Annotated in this window: 18 protein-coding genes; 9 read left to right on the forward strand and 9 right to left on the reverse strand. The window is 71.9% G+C overall.

The window, feature by feature from the left end; all coding sequences use genetic code 11:
• Positions 1-3 precede the first annotated feature (3 nt).
• A complete protein-coding gene (gene trxA / locus ACIRVK_RS21775; RefSeq protein WP_404249417.1) occupies positions 4-390 on the reverse strand; it encodes a thioredoxin in 387 nt (128 codons plus the stop codon).
• A 120-nt stretch (positions 391-510) separates the two neighbouring features.
• Here trxA and ACIRVK_RS21780 point away from each other — a divergent pair, with 120 nt between their 5' ends.
• A complete protein-coding gene (locus ACIRVK_RS21780) occupies positions 511-1,944 on the forward strand; it encodes a dihydrolipoyl dehydrogenase family protein (protein WP_404249419.1) in 1,434 nt (477 codons plus the stop codon).
• A 10-nt stretch (positions 1,945-1,954) separates the two neighbouring features.
• On the opposite strand, the gene ACIRVK_RS21785 is transcribed toward ACIRVK_RS21780, so the two are convergent.
• Entirely contained in the window at positions 1,955-2,599 is a 645-nt protein-coding gene (locus ACIRVK_RS21785; protein ID WP_404249421.1) for a peptide deformylase, read from the reverse strand.
• A gap of 147 nt (positions 2,600-2,746) precedes the next feature.
• Between ACIRVK_RS21785 and ACIRVK_RS21790 the strand changes: the two genes are divergently transcribed.
• Positions 2,747-4,141 carry a PepSY-associated TM helix domain-containing protein gene (locus ACIRVK_RS21790; RefSeq protein ID WP_404249423.1) on the forward strand — a complete coding sequence of 465 codons (1,395 nt, stop codon included), beginning with the start codon at positions 2,747-2,749 and terminating at the stop codon, positions 4,139-4,141.
• Between the two features lie 10 nt (positions 4,142-4,151).
• On the opposite strand, the gene ACIRVK_RS21795 is transcribed toward ACIRVK_RS21790, so the two are convergent.
• Both ACIRVK_RS21795 and ACIRVK_RS21800 read right to left on the reverse strand, forming a co-directional pair.
• A complete protein-coding gene (locus ACIRVK_RS21795; RefSeq protein ID WP_404249425.1) occupies positions 4,152-4,595 on the reverse strand; it encodes a MarR family transcriptional regulator in 444 nt (147 codons plus the stop codon).
• Positions 4,592-5,098 carry a MarR family winged helix-turn-helix transcriptional regulator gene (locus ACIRVK_RS21800; RefSeq protein ID WP_404249427.1) on the reverse strand — a complete coding sequence of 169 codons (507 nt, stop codon included), beginning with the start codon at positions 5,096-5,098 and terminating at the stop codon, positions 4,592-4,594. Before ACIRVK_RS21800 ends, ACIRVK_RS21795 begins: the two co-directional genes overlap by 4 nt.
• Before the next feature lie 124 nt (positions 5,099-5,222).
• On the opposite strand from ACIRVK_RS21800, the gene ACIRVK_RS21805 reads away from it, so the two are divergent.
• Complete coding sequence (locus tag ACIRVK_RS21805; protein WP_404249429.1) at positions 5,223-5,924, forward strand: SDR family oxidoreductase; 702 nt, start codon at positions 5,223-5,225, stop codon at positions 5,922-5,924.
• Positions 5,925-5,958: 34 nt separating this feature from the next.
• Positions 5,959-6,828 (forward strand): alpha/beta fold hydrolase, encoded by an 870-nt coding sequence (locus ACIRVK_RS21810; protein WP_404249431.1) that lies wholly within the window; start codon positions 5,959-5,961, stop codon positions 6,826-6,828.
• Positions 6,829-6,856: 28 nt separating this feature from the next.
• Here the strand turns inward: ACIRVK_RS21810 and ACIRVK_RS21815 are convergent, their stop codons facing one another.
• Entirely contained in the window at positions 6,857-8,266 is a 1,410-nt protein-coding gene (locus ACIRVK_RS21815; RefSeq protein WP_404249433.1) for an MFS transporter, read from the reverse strand.
• Between the two features lie 14 nt (positions 8,267-8,280).
• Between ACIRVK_RS21815 and ACIRVK_RS21820 the strand changes: the two genes are divergently transcribed.
• Complete coding sequence (locus tag ACIRVK_RS21820; protein WP_404249435.1) at positions 8,281-9,279, forward strand: aldo/keto reductase family protein; 999 nt, start codon at positions 8,281-8,283, stop codon at positions 9,277-9,279.
• A gap of 46 nt (positions 9,280-9,325) precedes the next feature.
• On the opposite strand, the gene ACIRVK_RS21825 is transcribed toward ACIRVK_RS21820, so the two are convergent.
• The gene (locus ACIRVK_RS21825) at positions 9,326-10,564 is read right to left on the reverse strand and encodes a PP2C family protein-serine/threonine phosphatase (protein ID WP_404249437.1); all 1,239 of its coding nucleotides are present in this window, start codon (positions 10,562-10,564) and stop codon (positions 9,326-9,328) included.
• Between the two features lie 361 nt (positions 10,565-10,925).
• On the opposite strand from ACIRVK_RS21825, the gene ACIRVK_RS21830 reads away from it, so the two are divergent.
• The 3 genes from ACIRVK_RS21830 to ACIRVK_RS21840 are packed head-to-tail and all read left to right on the forward strand — an operon-like array spanning position 10,926 to position 13,949.
• Positions 10,926-12,275: a hypothetical protein gene (locus tag ACIRVK_RS21830; RefSeq protein ID WP_404249439.1), complete on the forward strand. Its 1,350-nt coding sequence runs from the start codon at positions 10,926-10,928 to the stop codon at positions 12,273-12,275.
• A 7-nt stretch (positions 12,276-12,282) separates the two neighbouring features.
• Positions 12,283-12,969: a transcriptional regulator gene (locus ACIRVK_RS21835; RefSeq protein WP_404249653.1), complete on the forward strand. Its 687-nt coding sequence runs from the start codon at positions 12,283-12,285 to the stop codon at positions 12,967-12,969.
• Positions 12,966-13,949, forward strand: a complete 984-nt coding sequence (locus ACIRVK_RS21840) for a threo-3-hydroxy-L-aspartate ammonia-lyase (RefSeq protein ID WP_404249441.1) — start codon at positions 12,966-12,968, stop codon at positions 13,947-13,949. The genes ACIRVK_RS21835 and ACIRVK_RS21840 overlap by 4 nt, the downstream gene beginning before the upstream one ends.
• Here the strand turns inward: ACIRVK_RS21840 and ACIRVK_RS21845 are convergent.
• The gene (locus tag ACIRVK_RS21845) at positions 13,944-14,339 is read right to left on the reverse strand and encodes a nuclear transport factor 2 family protein (RefSeq protein ID WP_404249443.1); all 396 of its coding nucleotides are present in this window, start codon (positions 14,337-14,339) and stop codon (positions 13,944-13,946) included. The genes ACIRVK_RS21840 and ACIRVK_RS21845 overlap by 6 nt on opposite strands.
• A 133-nt stretch (positions 14,340-14,472) precedes the next feature.
• Between ACIRVK_RS21845 and ACIRVK_RS21850 the strand changes: the two genes are divergently transcribed.
• Entirely contained in the window at positions 14,473-14,835 is a 363-nt protein-coding gene (locus ACIRVK_RS21850) for a cupin domain-containing protein (RefSeq protein ID WP_404249445.1), read from the forward strand.
• Between the two features lie 14 nt (positions 14,836-14,849).
• Here the strand turns inward: ACIRVK_RS21850 and ACIRVK_RS21855 are convergent, their stop codons facing one another.
• Positions 14,850-16,142: a VWA domain-containing protein gene (locus ACIRVK_RS21855; RefSeq protein ID WP_404249655.1), complete on the reverse strand. Its 1,293-nt coding sequence runs from the start codon at positions 16,140-16,142 to the stop codon at positions 14,850-14,852.
• 59 nt (positions 16,143-16,201) lie between these two features.
• Entirely contained in the window at positions 16,202-17,059 is an 858-nt protein-coding gene (locus ACIRVK_RS21860; RefSeq protein ID WP_404249657.1) for an AAA family ATPase, read from the reverse strand.
• Between the last annotated feature and the right edge of the window lie 73 nt (positions 17,060-17,132).

Consider the following 17,132-nt stretch of genomic DNA (forward strand, 5'->3'; position numbering starts at 1 on the left):
GGGCTACTGCCCGTTCTGCTCGGCCTGGGCCTGCTGCTCGGCGACCGCCTTGCGGACCTCGTCCATGTCCAGCTTGCGTGCCTGCCCGATGACGTCCGCCAGGGCGGCCTCGGGCAGGGCGCCCGGCTGCGCGAACACGGCGACCTGGTCGCGCACGATCATCAGTGTCGGGATCGACTGGATGCCGAAGGCCGCGGCCAGCTCGGGCTGCGCCTCGGTGTCGATCTTGCCGAACACCAGGTCGGGGTTGTCCTCCGCCGCCTTCTCGTACACCGGCGCGAACTGACGGCACGGCCCGCACCAGGACGCCCAGAAGTCGATCAGGACGAACTCGTTGTCCGTGACCGTCTGGTCGAAGTTCTCCTTGGTGAGCTCCACGGTGCTGCTCATGGCCAAAATCCCTCTTCCTGGTGTCGGGGCGAAACCGTCCGCACAACACGACCGGCCCATCACGTATTCCGCGCCCCTACCCGTGTGGCCACGGGGCACACCACCCACCAGACTGACCCCATGACGGAAACGGAAACCTTCGCGTACGACGTCGTGGTGCTCGGGGCCGGGCCCGTGGGGGAGAACGTCGCCGACCGCACCCGCGCGGCCGGCCTCTCCACCGCGGTCGTGGAGAGCGAGCTGGTCGGCGGCGAGTGCTCGTACTGGGCCTGCATCCCCAGCAAGGCCCTGCTGCGCCCCGCCATCGCCCGCGCCGACGCCCGACGCGTGCCCGGCCTGCGCCAGTCGGTGCAGGGACCCCTCGACGCCGAGGCGGTCCTCGCCCATCGCACCTACTACACCTCCGACTGGCACGACGACGGCGCCGCGCAGTGGCTCGACGGCATCGGCGCCGACCTCCACCGCGGCCACGGCCGGCTGACCGGTCCCCGCACGGTGACCGTGACCGGCTCGGACGGCGGCCGGCGCGTGCTCACGGCCCGGCACGCCGTCGCCGTCTGCACCGGCACCGACGCTGTGCTGCCCGACCTGCCGGGCCTTGCCGACGTCCGGCCGTGGACCAGCCGCGACGCGACCAGCGCGCGGGAGGTGCCCGGTCGCCTGGTGGTGGTCGGCGGGGGAGTGGTGGCCACCGAGATGGCCACCGCCTGGCAGGCACTCGGCTCGCAGGTGAGCGTCCTCGTCCGTGGCAAGGGGCTGTTGCCGCGCATGGAACCCTTCGCCGGGGAACTGGTGGCCGAGGCCCTCGCCGAGGCCGGCGCCGACATCCGCACCGGCACCTCCGTCGAGTCGGTCACCCGTGAGAACGGCACCGTCGTGGTGGTGACCGACCAGGGAGACCGCATCGAGGCCGACGAGATCCTCTTCGCCACCGGCCGCAGGCCCCGCACCGGCGACATCGGCCTGGACACCATCGGCATGGAACCCGGCGGCTGGCTTCCGGTCGACGACAGCCTGCGCGTGACCGGCAGCGACTGGCTCTACGCGGTCGGCGACGTCAACCACCGCGCACTCCTCACCCACCAGGGCAAGTACCAGGCCCGCATCGCCGGAGCCGCCATCGCCGCCCGCGCCTTGGGCGTACCGATCCTGGAGTCCGACCCGTGGGGCGCCCACGCCGCCACCGCCGACCATCACGCCGTCCCGCAGGTCGTCTTCACCGACCCGGAGGCGGCGGCCGTCGGTCTCTCCCTCGCGGAGGCGGAACAGGCCGGGTACCGGGTGCGGGCCGTGGACGTCGAGATGACCTCCGCGGCCGGCGCGGGCCTGTACGCCGACGGCTACCGCGGCCGCGCCCGCATGGTCGTCGACGTCCACGAGGAGATCCTGCGCGGAGTGACCTTCGTCGGCCCCGGTGTCGGCGAACTCATCCACTCGGCGACGGTCGCGGTGGTCGGCCAGGTCCCGATCAGCCGCCTGTGGCACGCGGTGCCCTCGTTCCCGACGATCAGCGAGGTGTGGCTGCGCCTGCTGGAGGCGTACCGGGACAACTGACGCCGACGTCCTACGGCAGCTCGAAGCCCAGCGCCTCCGCGGCCTCCCGCGGTGTCGGCCGCGTCCACCGCTGGGCCATCGCCTCGTTCGAGGACAGCGACCGCAGCTCCGCCCGGTCGAGGTAGAGCGTGCCGTCCAGGTGGTCCGTCTCGTGCTGGACGATCCGGGCGGGCCACCCGGTGAACACCTCGTCCACCGGCCGCCCGTGCTCATCCGCACCCGTGAGCCGTACTTCCGCGGCCCGCGCCACCACGGCCTGCCAGCCCGGCACGCTCAGACAGCCCTCGAAGAAGGCGGCCCGGGTGTCGCCGACCGGCTCGTACGACGGATTGACCAGCACCCGGAACGGCTGCGGCACCCGCCCCCGCGCCACCCGCACCTCCTCCGGCACCGGCGCCGGATCCTCGATCACCGCGATCCGCAGTGCCACGCCGACCTGCGGAGCGGCCAGACCCACGCCCGGCGCCGCGTGCATGGTCACGCGCAGTGCCTCGACGAAGCGGGCGAGCAGGGCGGAGTCCAGCTGTCCGTCGAAGCGCTCGGTGCCGCGCCGCAGCACCGGGTCACCGGCCGTGACGATCGGCAGCGGGCCTTCGACGGCGAGGAGTTCCTCGACCTGCTCGGCAAGTGACGGGTGATTACGGGGAGTTGCCATGAGGCCAGCATGCCACGGACCGTCCGCGGCGGACGTATCACTGGGTGACACAGACCACTTGAGCCTCAGGGAACTCGGCGTCCGCTTCCCCCGACTACTGGACCGCCACAGCACCACACCCTCCCCGTCCCCCGGAGAAGCCCGCCGATGTCCACCGCTCCCTCGCCGACCAAGGACGAGGCCCCGAAAGCCGAACCGACCCCCACTGCGTCCCCCGGCCCCTGGGCCTCCCTCCGCCCCCTCGTCCTGCGGCTTCACTTCTACGCCGGAGTGCTCGTCGCGCCCTTCCTGCTCGTCGCCGCCGTCACCGGCTTCCTGTACGCCGGCTCCCTCCAGGCCGAGAAGCTCGTGTACGCCCGCGAGATGACCGTCACCAAGGTCGCCGGCGCCAAGCTGCCGCTCTCCCAGCAGGTGGCAGCCGCCCGCAAGGCGCATCCCGAGGGCACCGTCTCGGCCGTACGGCCCTCCCCGCAGGCCGACGCCACCACCAGGGTGCTGCTGTCCGGCGTGCACGGCGTCGACCCCGACCACACGCTGGCCGTCTTCGTCGACCCGTACACGGCCAAGGTGCGCGGCGCCCTCGAACAGTACGGTTCGACCGGCGCGCTGCCCCTGCGGACCTGGATCGACGAGTTCCACCGCGACCTGCACCTCGGCGACACCGGCCGGCTGTACAGCGAGTTCGCCGCTAGCTGGCTGTGGGTGATCGCGGGCGGCGGTCTGGTGCTGTGGTTCTCCCGCCGCCGGGCCCGGCGAAGGTTCCGCGGCACCAGCGGCCGCCGGCGCACACTCGGCCTGCACGGCACGCTCGGGGTCTGGACGGCCGCCGGGTTCGTTTTCCTCTCGGCGACGGGACTGACCTGGTCGACCTACGCCGGCGCCAACGTCGACCAACTGCGCACCTCGCTCGGCCAGGCCACCCCGTCCGTCTCGGCGACGGCGAGCGGCGACCACGCGGGCCACGGCGCCTCGGTCTCCGCGGGCGGCGCCCAGCACGGCGTCGGGCTCGACAAGGTCCTGTCGGCGGCCCGCGCCGAGGGCCTGACCGACCCCGTGGAGATCGTGCCGCCCGCCGACGCGGACGCCGCCTACGTCGTACGGCAGATCCAGCGCAGTTGGCCCGAGAAGCAGGACTCCGCCGCGGTCGACCCGGCCACCGGCGAGGTCACCGACGTGCTGCGCTTCGCCGACTACCCGCTGCTCGCCAAACTGACGCGCTGGGGCATCGACCTGCACACCGGCACCCTGTTCGGCCTGGCCAACCAGACAGCCCTGATGCTCCTCGCACTCTCCCTGATCCTGCTGATCCTCTGGGGCTACCGCATGTGGTGGCAGCGCGGCCGCGGCTCCACCCTCGGCCGTCCCGTTCCCCGCGGTGCCTGGCAGCAAGTTTCCCCACAGATCCTGGTCCCGTGCGTCGCCGTCATCGCGGTGCTGGGCTACTTCGTCCCGCTGCTCGGCGTCCCGCTGGCGGCCTTCGTCGTCGCGGACGTGGTCCACGGCGAGATCGCGCACCGGCGCACCCGCTCCCCGGCGCGCTGAACACCTGGTCTCAGGCGGACAGCGCGGCCAGCTCCGCGTTGGCCCGCTCGGTGACCGTCGCCAGGACGCGACCGGCCGCCGCGAGGTCCTGCGCCGGGATGTCGCCCCAGATCCGGGCGCTCACGCGCCCGGTCTCGGCGGTCACGGCGGCGTAGAGGTCACGGCCTGCGTCAGTGATGCGGACCTGGGACCCGTCGACGGTCACCAGCCCCTTGGTACCCAGTTCCTCGACAACGTGGTGCGCGTCGGCCGCATCGACCTTGAGCGCGTCGACGACCTGCGTCACGAGGGCCTCCCGTTCGACCGGCTGCTCGGCGACGGCGACGAGCCGCAAGGTGATCTGCTGCTGGAACGTCGCACCATGCCGACCCAGGACACTCTCCAGGACGGCGCGGGCGGCGTAGTGCGCCAGCCCCAGGGCGCGGGAGTCGGCGACGGGTGCGGTGGTGGTCATGACCGCTCCTTCTCGTTCTGGTCGTCCTCGTTGTGGTCGTTGTGACGGAACGGATCAAGAGGTGCGTCGAGCAGGGTCACGAGGTCGCGGGTGAACTCCTGTGCGCGCGGGCCGTCGAGGCCGCCGAGCGGCGCCAGGAACTGCCGCAGCAGGCCCTGGACGACCGTGATGGCACGCCCGGTGACCTCGCGCCCCTGGTCGGTGAGGGCCAACTGCACGGCACGCGGGTCACGGGGGTCACGGGCGCGTTCGACGAGGCCTGCCGACTCCAGGCCGCGGGCCAGCTTGGACACGTACAGCGGCTCCAGACCGGTGTGGTCGGCCAGCCGACGCTGGCTGGGGCGCTCGCCGCCGCGCTGCATGCCGTACAACGAGGCCACCAGCGAGTACTGCGCGTGGGTGAGCCCCAGCGGCGCCGTCGCCCGGCCGACGGCCACCCGCCACTTCATCGACAGACGCCACACGAGGAAGCCCGGCGTCGCGTTCTCGTAACCGCTGCTCACGAGAGATACAGTACATGGACACTATAGCCATGGCTACTGTTTCTCACCGGGCGGCTTGCGCGTGGAAACTGATCGGTTTACTGTGACTGAAACCGATCGGTTTCCCAGCTGTGGAGGCACAGTCATGACCGCACTGAAGGGCGCCAACGTCTTCGTCACCGGCGGCAGCCGTGGCATAGGGAAGGCGCTGGTGGAGGAGCTGTACGCACGCGGCGCCGCGAAGGTGTACGCCACCGCCCGCGACCCGCGCACGGTGACGCACCCCGACGCCGTCCCGGTCGCGCTGGAGGTCACCGACCCGGCCTCCGTGGCCGCGGCCGCCGCCCAGGCCCAGGACGTCACCGTGCTCATCAACAACGCCGGCGCCTCGGTCGCCGCCTCCTTCCTCGACTCCCCGCTGGACGACGTACGCCGGGAGTTCGAGACCAACTTCTACGGCCCGCTGCTGCTCACCCGGGCCTTCGTGCCGGTCATCGAGCTCAACGGCGGCGGCCACATCCTCAACGTGCACTCCGTGCTCTCCTGGATCGCCCTCGGCGGCTCCTACAGCGCCTCCAAGGCCGCCCTGTGGTCGCAGACCAACTCCCTGCGGCTGGAACTCCAGCCCCGCAACATCGCTGTCACCGGACTGCACGTCGGCTACGTCGACACCGACCTGACCGCCGGCGTCGACGATCCCAAGTCCGACCCCCGCGACGTGGCCCGGCTCGCCCTCGACGGCATCGAGACCGGCGCACACGAAGTGCTCGCCGACGACATCTCCCGCCAGGTCAAAGCGGGCCTCGCCCACGACCTGACCGCCCTGTACCCGCAGATCGCCCAGTAGGGCACCGCGGACCAGCCGGCAAGGAGACGACGACATGCCCGACCGCGAGCCCCGACCCACGATCCACATCCCGGGGACCACCAGCCACGCCCTCGCCCCACGTGACCGCCGAGAAGGACAGCTGCGCTACCTCAAGGCGGGCACCGGCGCCCCCGTCGTCCTGCTGCACACCGTGCGCACCCAGGCCGAGCACTTCCGCCTCCTCATCCCCCTGATCGCCGACCACTACACGATCTACGCCCTCGATCTGCCCGGGATGGGCTACTCCGAGATCGTGCCGGGCGCGTCGTACGACGAGCCCGCCATGCGCGCCGGCGTCAAGCGACTCCTGACGGAACTCGACCTCCACGACGTGACCCTGCTCGGCGAATCCATGGGGGCGGTCCTCGCCCTGACCACCGCGGCCGACCTCCCGGAACGCGTCCGGCGCGTCGTCGCGGTCAACGCCTACGACTTCCGTGGCGGGATCGCCCGCTCCGGTCTGCTCGCCCGCGTGGTGGTCAGCGGCGTCCTCGCCCCGGGCGTGGGCCCGGTGATCGCCGGCGTGGAACCCAAGCCCGCCCTCCGCGCGATCCTCCGTGGCGGCCTCGGCGACAGGCGCGCCCTGCGGGACGACTACGTGGACGAACTCCTCCAGGTGGGCGGCCGGCCCGGCTACCCGACCGTCGCCCGGGCCGTCTACCAGGCCTTGCCCAGCCTCATCGCGGCCCGCTCCCTGTATCCCCGGGTCAAGGCCCCTGTCCATCTCCTCTACGGAGAGAAGGACTGGTCCCGCCCCTCGGACCGGGAGGCCGACAAGAAGCTGCTTCCGGCCGCCGACTTCACGCAGGTGCCGGGAGCGGGCCACTTCATCGCGCTCGAGCGGCCCGACGTGCTGGCCGACCTGTTGAACGCCGCGACATGAGCCGTGAGCGGTTGCCCGCGGCTGCGCATCATCCGGCGCGCGGGACGATGAGCGGGCCCCGGCTGCCGAGCGCCCAGATCACGAGCGCGAAGCAGCTCAGGGCCGTGCCCGCGACGGTCACCGCCGTCCAGCCGTCCGCCGCCCACAGCATCGAGGCGGCGGCCGAGCCGATCGCGCCGCCGAGGAGGTTGCCGGTGACGAAGGCGGTGTTGAGCCTGCTGCGCGCCGTGTCGGACACGGCGAACACCCGCGCCTGGTTGAGCAGGTTGACGGCCTGGACGGCTATGTCGAGCAGGACGATCACGATCACGACCAGTACCACCGAGTGCCCCGCGAACGCCGCCAGGACGGACGACGTCAGGACCAGGGCCCACGCGACGCCCGTCGCGGGCAGCGACAGCCCGCGGTCGTGCAGGCGGCCGGCCCGTCGGGCGGCGAGGGCACCCGCCACGCCGAGAAGCCCGAACAGCCCGATCCCGGTGCCGGGGAAACGGAAGGGCGGGCCGCTGAGCAGGAACGTCAGCTCCGTCCAGAACATCGTGAACGCGCCGAAGGAGGTGGCTTTGAGCACCAGGGTCCAGCGCACGCTGTGTTCCCGTCGTACGACCGTCCACACGGAGGCGATGAGCGTCGAGTAGGGCAGGGGGGTCTTCACGGGAAGCGACGGGATGGCCCGGTACAGCAGCGCCGCGAACACGATCGCGGCGGCGGCCGCAACGACGTAGATGGTGCGCCAGCCCGCGGCACCGGCGATCAGACCGCTCACCGTCCGGGACACCAGGATGCCCGTGAGCATGCCCGACACGACCGTCCCGACCACGCTGCCGCGGTCGCCGTCGCCCGCCAGGTCGCCGGCGAGCGGCGCGAGGAGCTGCCCGGAGACGGTCGTCACGCCCACGAGTGTGATGGCGACCAGCAGCATGCCGAAGGACGGCGCCAGCGCGCACAACAGCAGTGCCACCGCTGAACACAGCAGCATCAGGGGAATGAGCTTGCGCCGGTCACGCACGTCGCCGAGCGGGACGAGCAGCAGCACGCCCGCTGCGTAGCCGACCTGAGTGGCCGTCACCAGCCATCCGGCGGAGCCGGCCGAGGCGTGCAGGTCCCGCGCGATGAAGTCGAGCAGCGGCTGTGCCCAGTACGGGTTCCCGACGGCGGCACCGGAGGCCACCGCGAACAGGAAGGTCAGCCCGCGCGTCATGAGCGCACCGGGCGCGGCGGACGGCGACGGGGCCCCGGACGAGGCGGAGGTGTGCGACGCCGTCGACGGGTCCTGTGCGGGCGTGTCCTTCTCCTCGGGGCAGACAGGATACGGAAGACGGCCGGAGCGGCCTTCCCGCCCGGCGACCGGTCTTGGCGGTGAGGGATTCGTGACCGCGCCTGTTGCGGTGTTGCCGAGGGTGCTCGCGAGGGCCAGGGTGAGCAGTCGTACCCGCACCGGGAGGAGCAGACATGCGCTACCGCAAGCTCGGCAGTTCGGACCTGGAGGTCTCCGAGATCTCCCTGGGGTCCTGGCTCACCTACTCCGGCGGCGTGGAGGCGGACGCGACGCGCGCCTGCACCGAGGCCGCGTTCGACGCGGGCATCAACTTCTTCGACACCGCCAACGTCTACGGGCGCGGCGCCGCGGAGACGGCGTGGGGGGAGATCCTCTCCGCCCACCCGCGCGACTCGTACATCCTGGCCACCAAGGTCTGCGGCCAGATGTCGGACGACCCGGCCGACAGGGGACTGTCCCCGGCGCACATCGCCCAGCAGATCGACGCCTCCCTCACCCGTCTGCGGACCGACTACGTCGACCTCTACCAGGCACACCGCTTCGACCCCTCCGTGCCGATCGAGGACACCGTCGAGGCGTTCCAGAAGGTCGTCGAACAGGGCAAGGCACGTTATCTCGGCTTCAGCGAGTGGACGCCTGAACAGATCCAGGCGGCCGTCGACATCGGTGGGCCCGATCTGTTCGTCTCCTCCCAGCCGCAGTACTCCCTGCTGTGGCAGGCTCCCGAGGCCGAGGTCTTCGGCCTCTGCTCCGGCAACGGCATCTCCCAGATCGTCTGGTCACCGCTGGCGCAGGGCATTCTCACCGGCAAGTACAAGCCCGGGCAGCCGGTGCCGGAGGGAAGCCGGTTCGCCAGTGACACGATGGCGGCGGCGAAGGACCTGGTCTACAGCGACGAGATCCTCGCGGCGGTGCAGCGCCTGGTCCCCATCGCGGAGCAGGCCGGGATGAGCATGCCGACGCTTGCCCTGGCCTGGGTCCTGCGCCGCAGCGAAGTCGCCTCCGCGATCACCGGCGCCTCCCGACCCGAGCAGGTCCACAGCAACGCCGCCGCCTCCGGCGTGGAGCTCTCCGCCGACCTGCTGGCCGCCGTCGACCAGGCCCTGGGCGACGTCCCCGTCACCGAACCGACCCTCGCCCCGATGGCCCAGGCGGGCGTCAAACACCGGTGACGAAGGCGACCTTCGTGAGGTGGCTCGCCTGCGGCCCTTCGCGGCGTCACAGGCGCAGCACCACCAGAGCCGTGTCGTCGGTGCTGCCGGTCGTCGGCAGCAGGTCGGTCAGCAGGGCGTCGGCCAGGGTCTCGGGGTCGGCGCGCCGGTGGCGGGTGAGGGAGTCGGTGAGGCGGGCCAGGCCGGTGTCGATGTCCTCGTCGCGGCGCTCGATCAGCCCGTCCGTGTACAGGACCAGCGTGCCGCCCTCGGTGAAGGTCACGGACTCCTGGGGGCGGGGGAGGTGCTCCGGGCGGGCGCCGAGCGGCGGGTCGGTGGCCCGGTCGAGGAAGACCACGGTGCCGTCGGGATGCACCAGCGCGGGCGGGGGATGGCCGGCGCTGCTGTAGGTGATGGTGTGGCTGTCCCAGTCGACGAAGGTCTTCACCGCGGTCGTCGACTCGGCGCCCTCCACGAACCGGGCGTACAGCCCCAGGGCGTCCAGCGCCTGCGCGGGGCCGTCGGCGACCCGGGCGGCCGCGCTCAGCGCGCTGCGCAACTGCCCCATCACGCACGCGGCCGCGAGACCGTGCCCGACGACGTCACCCACGGCCAGGGCGAAGCGGTCGCCGTCCGTGGGCAGGTCGACCAGGTCGTACCAGTCGCCGCACACGTTCAGCGCGTCGATGGCCGGCCGGTAGCGCACGGCCACCCGGTGCTCCCCGAGCGGCCGTGGAGCGGGCAGCAGCGCCGCCTGCAGGGTCAGCGCCACCTCACGCTCGCGGGCGTGCGCTTGGCGCAGACGATCGTTGACCTCCTGGAGCTCGTGCGCGCGGGTGTAGAGCTCGGCCTCCAGCACGCGTGCCTGGCGGTCGCTGCTGCCGGTGCCGCCGCGGGCCCGGATCAGCTCGGTGACCTCCTCGACCCGGTGCGCGATGAGCGCCACCTTCCCGTCTGGGCCGAGAACGGGCGCGTTGACCGGGCTCCAGTAGTGCTCGTGCCAGTGCCCGGGGCGCTGGGGGTCCTCGATGTCGTAGCGCTGCAAGGCCATGGTGTCGCGCTCGCCGGTGGCGACCGCGCGCATCATCGACGCCTTCACGTCCCGCATGCCGGCGGCCGCCGGGTCGTTCGGGTTCTCCGGGAAGACGTCGAAGATGTAGTGGCCCACCAACTGCTCCCGGGTGCGCCCGGAAAGCCGCTGGAAGTCCTCGTTGGCGTCCGCGTACACCAGGTCGGGGGTCAGCAGAGCCACCATGCCGGGCAGGGCGCGGAAGACCGCCTCGTAGTCGATCTGCGGTTTCCTCATGGACAGCCTGCCTCGCCACGAGCCGTTGTCGGAGTGAATTTCCACGATAGAGGGGAAAGCGTCACGAAGGTGCGGAAGTGCTCCGTCCGGGGTCGGGCGACAGCCGGCAGCGGACCACGCCGTCCGCCCGGACCACCGCTTCCCTCGGCCCTCCGCTCTACGACGCCGACCTCCTCGCCCGCGCCCTCCGCGACTTCGTCCACGACCAGGACGACACGGGCCTGCGCCACTACTCGCGCAACTGCGGGCCTCGAGCCGCAGGCCGATTCCGGCACTTCCTGAAATCGCCGGCCGTGCATTCCACGGCCTTTTTCGATCTTGCCCGAAGCCCATTGTCAGTGCCGCGTCCTACTCTCGCCATATGACCTACAGCGTCTGGCACAGGGGCCTCGGTATCACGCTCGATCTGACCGAGACCGATCTCGGGCACCCCGAATATCCCCGGCTGCTCGACGAGATCTACGGAAATTACCAACCGGATCTTCTGTACTGCCTCGAAGCCCACGAGGACGAGGGCTTCATCTGCCCGGGTTTCATGACCATCCGCAAGGTCAACGGCCGTCCGCACGCGATGCATGTGGCAAAAGGGGAACGCCCCGAGACGAAGGCGGAAAGCGATCTCCACAAGGCACTGGGGGAATACACCGCCAAGGTCGCCACGGGCGAGGGATTCCGGGTGACCCGGCCCGAGGGGGACGCACGCGGCAAGACCCGTGTGGACGTCACGGTCGAGGGCGACGGCAGTCATCGGCTGGCCTACGAAATCCAGCTCGCCGCGATAGCGGGCGGTTCCGTCGACGACCGCACGCGGGCGGCGCACCGGGCGGGACTGACCCCGCTGTGGCTGGTGAACAACGAGAACGCGATCCCCATCGACCGCGCCCCCTGGGCCCGGTTGAACGTGCAGAGCTGGCGGGACGTCACCGACCGCGCGGCCCTCCCGGTGCGCGGCGGGATCAAGCAGCTGCACATGTCCCGCTGCGACTGGAGCAACCCCGTGCCCTGCCCGCAGCAGGGCGCCGGCCGTTGTGGCGGCCGGCACGCACTGTGGGAACCGGTACGGGGTCTGTACTACGACGACGTCATCCGGCGTACCGCCACCGGCGAACTGGTCTCTCTCTACCTGCCCCACCCGGCGGGCCGCCGCGGCTGGCACATGTGGGTCACCCCGACCGACAAGGCGGAGTTCCTCGAAGGCCGGCCCGAACCCGTCCCCGGCACGGCCGTGCCGACCGCCCGCCGCGCGAACGGGACGGGCCCGCACCCGCAGGAACCGGCCGCGGGCGTACGCGCCGAACTGGCCCGCGCGCGGGACGACGAGCGGCCCGTCGACGGCTCGCTGTGGCACACCGAGCCGGGACCGTCGGAGTTCTCGCGGCCGTTCACGGTGGGCGAGTTCGTCATACCCGGCGACCTGGTGGCCGCCCGGCGCACCTTCACCCGTGCCGTGGAGCACGCCGCGGACATCGCCGGGCACCTGCCGAGCGGCGCCGACATCGCGGCCGGTCGCGCCGAGATCACCGGCGATCAGCGCGAGCGCCTGGCCGACGCACGCGAGCGGTGCCGGCGCCTCGCCGAGGAGATGCACACCCACCCCTGGTGGGAGACGGTCGGCGACCGCCATGCCGCCCGGGACGCGCTGACGTACGCGGCCACCCACGACAGTCCTCCGTCCTGGACTGTTCGTCCAGGAGGTGGACCGGTAGTCTGAGCGTGTGGTGGACGAACATGCCCTCGATGCCGAGCGGGACGCGATCCTCGGCGCGCTGCGTTGCGTGGCCGACGGCATCGCGGCGACGTTCGGGCCCGTGTGCGAAGCGGTGCTGCACGACTACCGGCACCCGGAGAACTCCGTGGTCGCCGTGGCCGGCTCGGTGACCGGACGGGCCCCGGGAAGCGCCATGAGCGAGATCGGGATGCGCGTCCTCGCCCGAGGCGACCAGGCGGAGGACGAACTGAACTACGTCACCCGCACCCGGTCCGGCAAGCTGGTCAAGGCGTCCACCATGGTCCTGCGGGACTCAGGCGGCGCGGTCTTCGGTGCCCTGTGCCTCAACCTCGACGTCGGCGCCGTGCACGAGGCCCACACGCTGCTCGGAGCCCTGGCCGGGCTCGGCACCGGCGCGTCCGACGCCCCGGTCACCACCTTCGGCAACGACATCGACGCCGTGGTCGACGCCGTCCTCGACACCCACCGGATCGGCCGGAGCCGACCCTGGGCCGCCCTCGACCGCACCGAGCGCCTCGACCTGTTCCGCGGCCTCGACGCCCACGGCGTCTTCGCCGTGCGCCGCGCCGTCGAGCAGGTCGCCGGCCGGCTCGGCATCTCCCGTGCCTCCGCCTACAGCTACCTCGCCCAGGCCCGCGCCGCCACCGACCCGACCACCGCTGGAGAACCCGCGTGACGACCACCACCCCACCGGTCACCCTCGACACCGTCCGCGAAGCGGCGGCCCGCCTCAAGGGCGTCGCCCACCGCACCCCCGTGCTGCGCTCCCGCACCCTGGACGCCCTCGTCGGCGCCGAGGTCCACCTCAAGTGCGAGAACCACCAGCGCGTCGGCGCCTTCAAGTTCCGCGGCGCCTACAACGCCGCCTCCCGCCTCACCCCCGAGCAACTGGCCCGGGGCATCGCCGCCTACTCCTCCGGCAACCACGCCCAGGCCGTGGCGCTGGCCGCCCGCGAGCTGGGCTCCTTCGCCGTCATCGTCATGCCCGAGGACGCCCCGGCCTCCAAGCGGGCGGCCACCGAGGGCTATGGCGCCGAGATCGTCACCTACGATCGCTACACCGAGGACCGCGCCGCCGTCACCGAAGCCCTCGCAGCCGAGCGGGGCCTCGCGCTCATCCCGCCCTACGACCATCCCGACGTCATGGCGGGGCAGGGCACCGCGACCCTCGAACTCCTGGAGGAAACAGGGGAGTTGGACGCACTCCTGGTGCCCGTCGGCGGTGGCGGACTGATCGCCGGGAGCGCCACGGCGGCCAAGGGCCTGCATCCGGGGATCCGGGTGATCGGCGTCGAACCGGAGGCCGGGGACGACACCAGGCGGTCCCTGGAGGCGGGGCGGCGCGTCAGCATTCCCGTGCCGCGCACCATCGCCGACGGACAGGCGCTGGAGACGCCCGGCGAGCTGACCTTCTCCGTCAGCCGGCGACTCGTGGACGGGATCGTCCTGGTGTCCGACGACGAGATCCGCGAGGCGATGCGGTTCGCCTTCGAACGACTGAAGACCGTCGTCGAGCCGAGCGGGGCCAGCGCGCTGGCCGCGCTGCTCGCCGGGCGGGTGGACCCGCTGCCGCGCCGGATCGGGGTCATCGTCTCCGGCGGCAACGTGGACGCCGACCGTTTCGCCCGGCTCTGCGGCCGGGCGACGGCGTCATGACCAGAACTCGTCGACCCGGTCGATGTCCTGCACGCACTCGTCCAGGTCGGTGATCTTGTCCCCGACGACCCGGAAGACGATGCCTCCGTCCTCGTCGACGCTCTTGTCGCCGCGCCGGGCGGTGAAGTGGTGCACGGACACCGCGTGGCCGCGGCCGTCGACGAGGACGTTGCGCAGTTCGACCTTGAAGGTGCCGCCGGTCTCCTCGTAGAGCCGGCGGTAGTAGTCGAGGACCGCGTCGATCCCCTTGCAGTCACCGGACAGCTGGTGGCTTCCGGGAACGTGGTGCGTGGCGTCGTTCGTCATCAGCGAGCGCAGGGTGTCCATGTCGCCGCGCGAGAAGGCTTCGTAGCCCGTGCGGACGAGTTGTGCGTGGGGGTGTTCAGCCACGGTGATCGCCACCTTTCTGGTGGTTCGGCGAATGCGGCCTCCAGGCGCCATTCTGCGCTCACCCGAATGGCGGTGTCGACCGGACAGGCGGACGATGGTGGCGTGGGCAGGGCTCGCAATGGAGGGAGCCGACATGATTGAGATCAAGGCCATCGAGAAGCCCGACGAGCGGCGCGACTTCCCGCGCGGACACCTCGAAGCGGTACACATGAGCGGGCTGGACTTCGCCATCGGGACCTTCGAACCGGGCTGGCGCTGGTCGGAGTCCGTCGCACCCATCGCGGGGACGAAGAGCTGCCAGGTCCACCACAACGGGTACTGCGTCTCGGGGCGCATGCGGCTGCGCATGGACGACGGCGCCGAGCAGGAGGTCGGACCGGGTGACGTGTTCGTGGTGACACCGGGCCATGACGCCTGGGTGGTCAGCGACGAACCGTGCGTGGTCTACGACTTCGCGGGTCAGATGGCGACGGAATACGCGAAGGCCAAGGGTTAGCGAAGGGTCAGGGGTCACACCGGCAGTAGCCGGGCGATCAACGCGCCGAGTTGGCGGGCGTTGCGGCACTCGTGCATCTCCACCAGCTCGGCGTACTCGGGTGCCGCCGAGTCGCCCGTGCCCCACTGGGCGCGCGGCTCCGGGTTCAACCAGTACACGCGCCGTGCCCGGCCGGCGATCTCCCGGACCGCCGGGAGGTTCGGGTCGCTCATGTTCGTCCGCGCGTCACCGAGGACGAACACCGTCGTCCGCGGGCCGACCGCGTCGCCGTAGCGCTCCGCGAACTCGCCCAGCGCCATGCCGTAGTCACTGCTGCCGTGCCAGCCCGTGAGTGTCGCCTCGGCCCTGATACGGGCGCTCAGCCCCTCCGCGTCGGCCGCGCCGCGCACCAGGAGCCCGGTCACCTCGTCGATCCGGTTGACGAAGGCGAACACCCGGACCTTGCTGAACTGGTCGTGCAGCGCCTGCACCAGCAGCATCGTGAAGTCAGAGAACCCGGCCACCGACCCCGACACGTCGCACAGCAGCACCAACTCGGGCCGCACCGGACGCCGTCTGCGCAGCACCGGCTTCATCGGCACACCGCCCGTGGACAGTGATCCGCGCAGCGTGCGCCGCAGGTCGATGCTGCCCCGCGCGGCACGGCGCCGGCGTGCCGCGAGCCGGGTGGCGAGCTTGCGCGCGAGCGGCTGAACCGTCCTGCGCAACTCGGCGAGCTGGAGCTTCCCCGCGTACAGGAAGTCGAGCCGGTCGGGCGTCGTGGCCACCGCGCGCCGCGCCAGCTCGTCCCGGTTCCGGCGCTCGGCGACACGCCGCCGCGCCTCCGCCGCCACCAGCCCCCGGAACGCCTCGACACGCCGCCGGATCTCGTCCTCCAGCAGCCGGTCGGTGAACCCCGAACCACCGCTGCCGGCCCGGACGTCGTCCCGTACCCGGGCGAACAGCGTCTGCGGACGCAGCCGTTCGAGCGTCTGGTACGACGACCAGCCCTCCGACTCCGGGGAGGAGCCGTAGCCGCCGAACCCGTCGACCGCCTCCGCCGCCAACCGACCCATCAGGGCGCGGTCGTCGGAGGCCAGGGCGGCGGCGAGACGCTCGCGCAGGTCGTCCCGGTCCGCCGGTCCCGTCCCTGGGCCGCCGACCCCGCGCGGGAAGTACAGGTCGAAGACCGGGTCGAACACCTGCCGCTGGGCCGGACCGTGCAGCAGCGTCGCCGCCAGCCCCTCCCGCAGCAACTCCCGGTCCGCCAGCCCGAGTTCGGCGACGGCCTGGGCCGCGTCCACGGTCTCGCCGGTACCGATCCGCATGCCGTGCGCCCGCAGGGCCCCGACCAGCGAGGTCAGCCGCTCCGCGACGCCGGGCGCGCTCACACGGCGTCCAGGTCGAGCTTGGCCGCCGCCTTGAGGATGTCGTCCTGGTGCTTGAGGAGAACGCCCAGGCTGTCCCGTACGACGGTCTCGTCGAGTGTGTCGGCGCCGAGCGCGAGCAGCGTGCGCGCCCAGTCGATGGTCTCGGCGACCGACGGGACCTTCCGCAGGTCCATCGCCCGCAGCGCGCCCACCACCCGCACCACGGAGGCGGCCAGCGCCTCGTCGAGACCCGGCACCTTCAGCCGTACGATCCGGCGCTCCAACTCCTCGTCGGGGAAGCCGATGTGCAGGAAGAGGCAGCGGCGGCGCAGGGCCTCGGACAGCTCGCGGCTGGCGTTGGAGGTGAGGACGACGAAGGGGCGGCGGGTCGCGGCGATCGTACCCAGCTCGGGCACCGTCACCTGGAAATCGGAGAGCACCTCGAGCAGTAGCCCCTCCACTTCGACGTCGGCCTTGTCGGTCTCGTCGATCAGCAGCACCTTGGGGTCGTCGCCGCGGATCGCGGTCAGCAGGGGGCGGGTGAGCAGGAACTCCTCGCTGAAGATGTCGGTGCGCGTCTCGTCCCAGGTCTCGTCGCGCCCCGCGCTGATGCGCAGCAACTGCTTGGCGTGGTTCCACTCGTACAGCGCCCGGGACTCGTCGACGCCCTCGTAGCACTGCAACCGGACCAGCCGCGCCCCGGCCACCTCGGCCACCGCCTTGGCCAGCTCCGTCTTGCCCACCCCCGCCGGCCCCTCGACCAAGAGGGGCTTGCCGAGCCGGTCGGCGAGGAAGACGGTCGTGGCCACCGCGGCTGAGGCGAGGTAGCCGGTGGCGGCCAGACGCGCGGAGACGTCGTCGACGGACGTGAACAACGGGGCCTCCAGGTGGACGGCGGTACCGGGCCTACTATCTAAGCGCTTGTTCACCCCGATGTCACGGCCGGAC

The organism is Streptomyces sp. NPDC101152 (assembly GCF_044768275.1).
Lineage (GTDB): Bacteria > Actinomycetota > Actinomycetes > Streptomycetales > Streptomycetaceae > Streptomyces.

What these genes read in the sequence shown, in the direction of transcription:
- ACIRVK_RS21850 (WP_404249445.1), top strand. Translation starts at nt 14,473, where the DNA reads ATGATTGAGATCAAGGCCATCGAGAAGCCCGACGAGCGGCGCGACTTC.
- ACIRVK_RS21795 (WP_404249425.1), bottom strand. Translation starts at nt 4,595, where the DNA reads ATGACCACCACCGCACCCGTCGCCGACTCCCGCGCCCTGGGGCTGGCG.
- ACIRVK_RS21820 (WP_404249435.1), top strand. Translation starts at nt 8,281, where the DNA reads ATGCGCTACCGCAAGCTCGGCAGTTCGGACCTGGAGGTCTCCGAGATC.
- trxA (WP_404249417.1), bottom strand. Translation starts at nt 390, where the DNA reads ATGAGCAGCACCGTGGAGCTCACCAAGGAGAACTTCGACCAGACGGTC.
- ACIRVK_RS21780 (WP_404249419.1), top strand. Translation starts at nt 511, where the DNA reads ATGACGGAAACGGAAACCTTCGCGTACGACGTCGTGGTGCTCGGGGCC.
- ACIRVK_RS21810 (WP_404249431.1), top strand. Translation starts at nt 5,959, where the DNA reads ATGCCCGACCGCGAGCCCCGACCCACGATCCACATCCCGGGGACCACC.
- ACIRVK_RS21830 (WP_404249439.1), top strand. Translation starts at nt 10,926, where the DNA reads ATGACCTACAGCGTCTGGCACAGGGGCCTCGGTATCACGCTCGATCTG.
- ACIRVK_RS21805 (WP_404249429.1), top strand. Translation starts at nt 5,223, where the DNA reads ATGACCGCACTGAAGGGCGCCAACGTCTTCGTCACCGGCGGCAGCCGT.
- ACIRVK_RS21785 (WP_404249421.1), bottom strand. Translation starts at nt 2,599, where the DNA reads ATGGCAACTCCCCGTAATCACCCGTCACTTGCCGAGCAGGTCGAGGAA.
- ACIRVK_RS21825 (WP_404249437.1), bottom strand. Translation starts at nt 10,564, where the DNA reads ATGAGGAAACCGCAGATCGACTACGAGGCGGTCTTCCGCGCCCTGCCC.
- ACIRVK_RS21855 (WP_404249655.1), bottom strand. Translation starts at nt 16,142, where the DNA reads ATGCGGATCGGTACCGGCGAGACCGTGGACGCGGCCCAGGCCGTCGCC.
- ACIRVK_RS21790 (WP_404249423.1), top strand. Translation starts at nt 2,747, where the DNA reads ATGTCCACCGCTCCCTCGCCGACCAAGGACGAGGCCCCGAAAGCCGAA.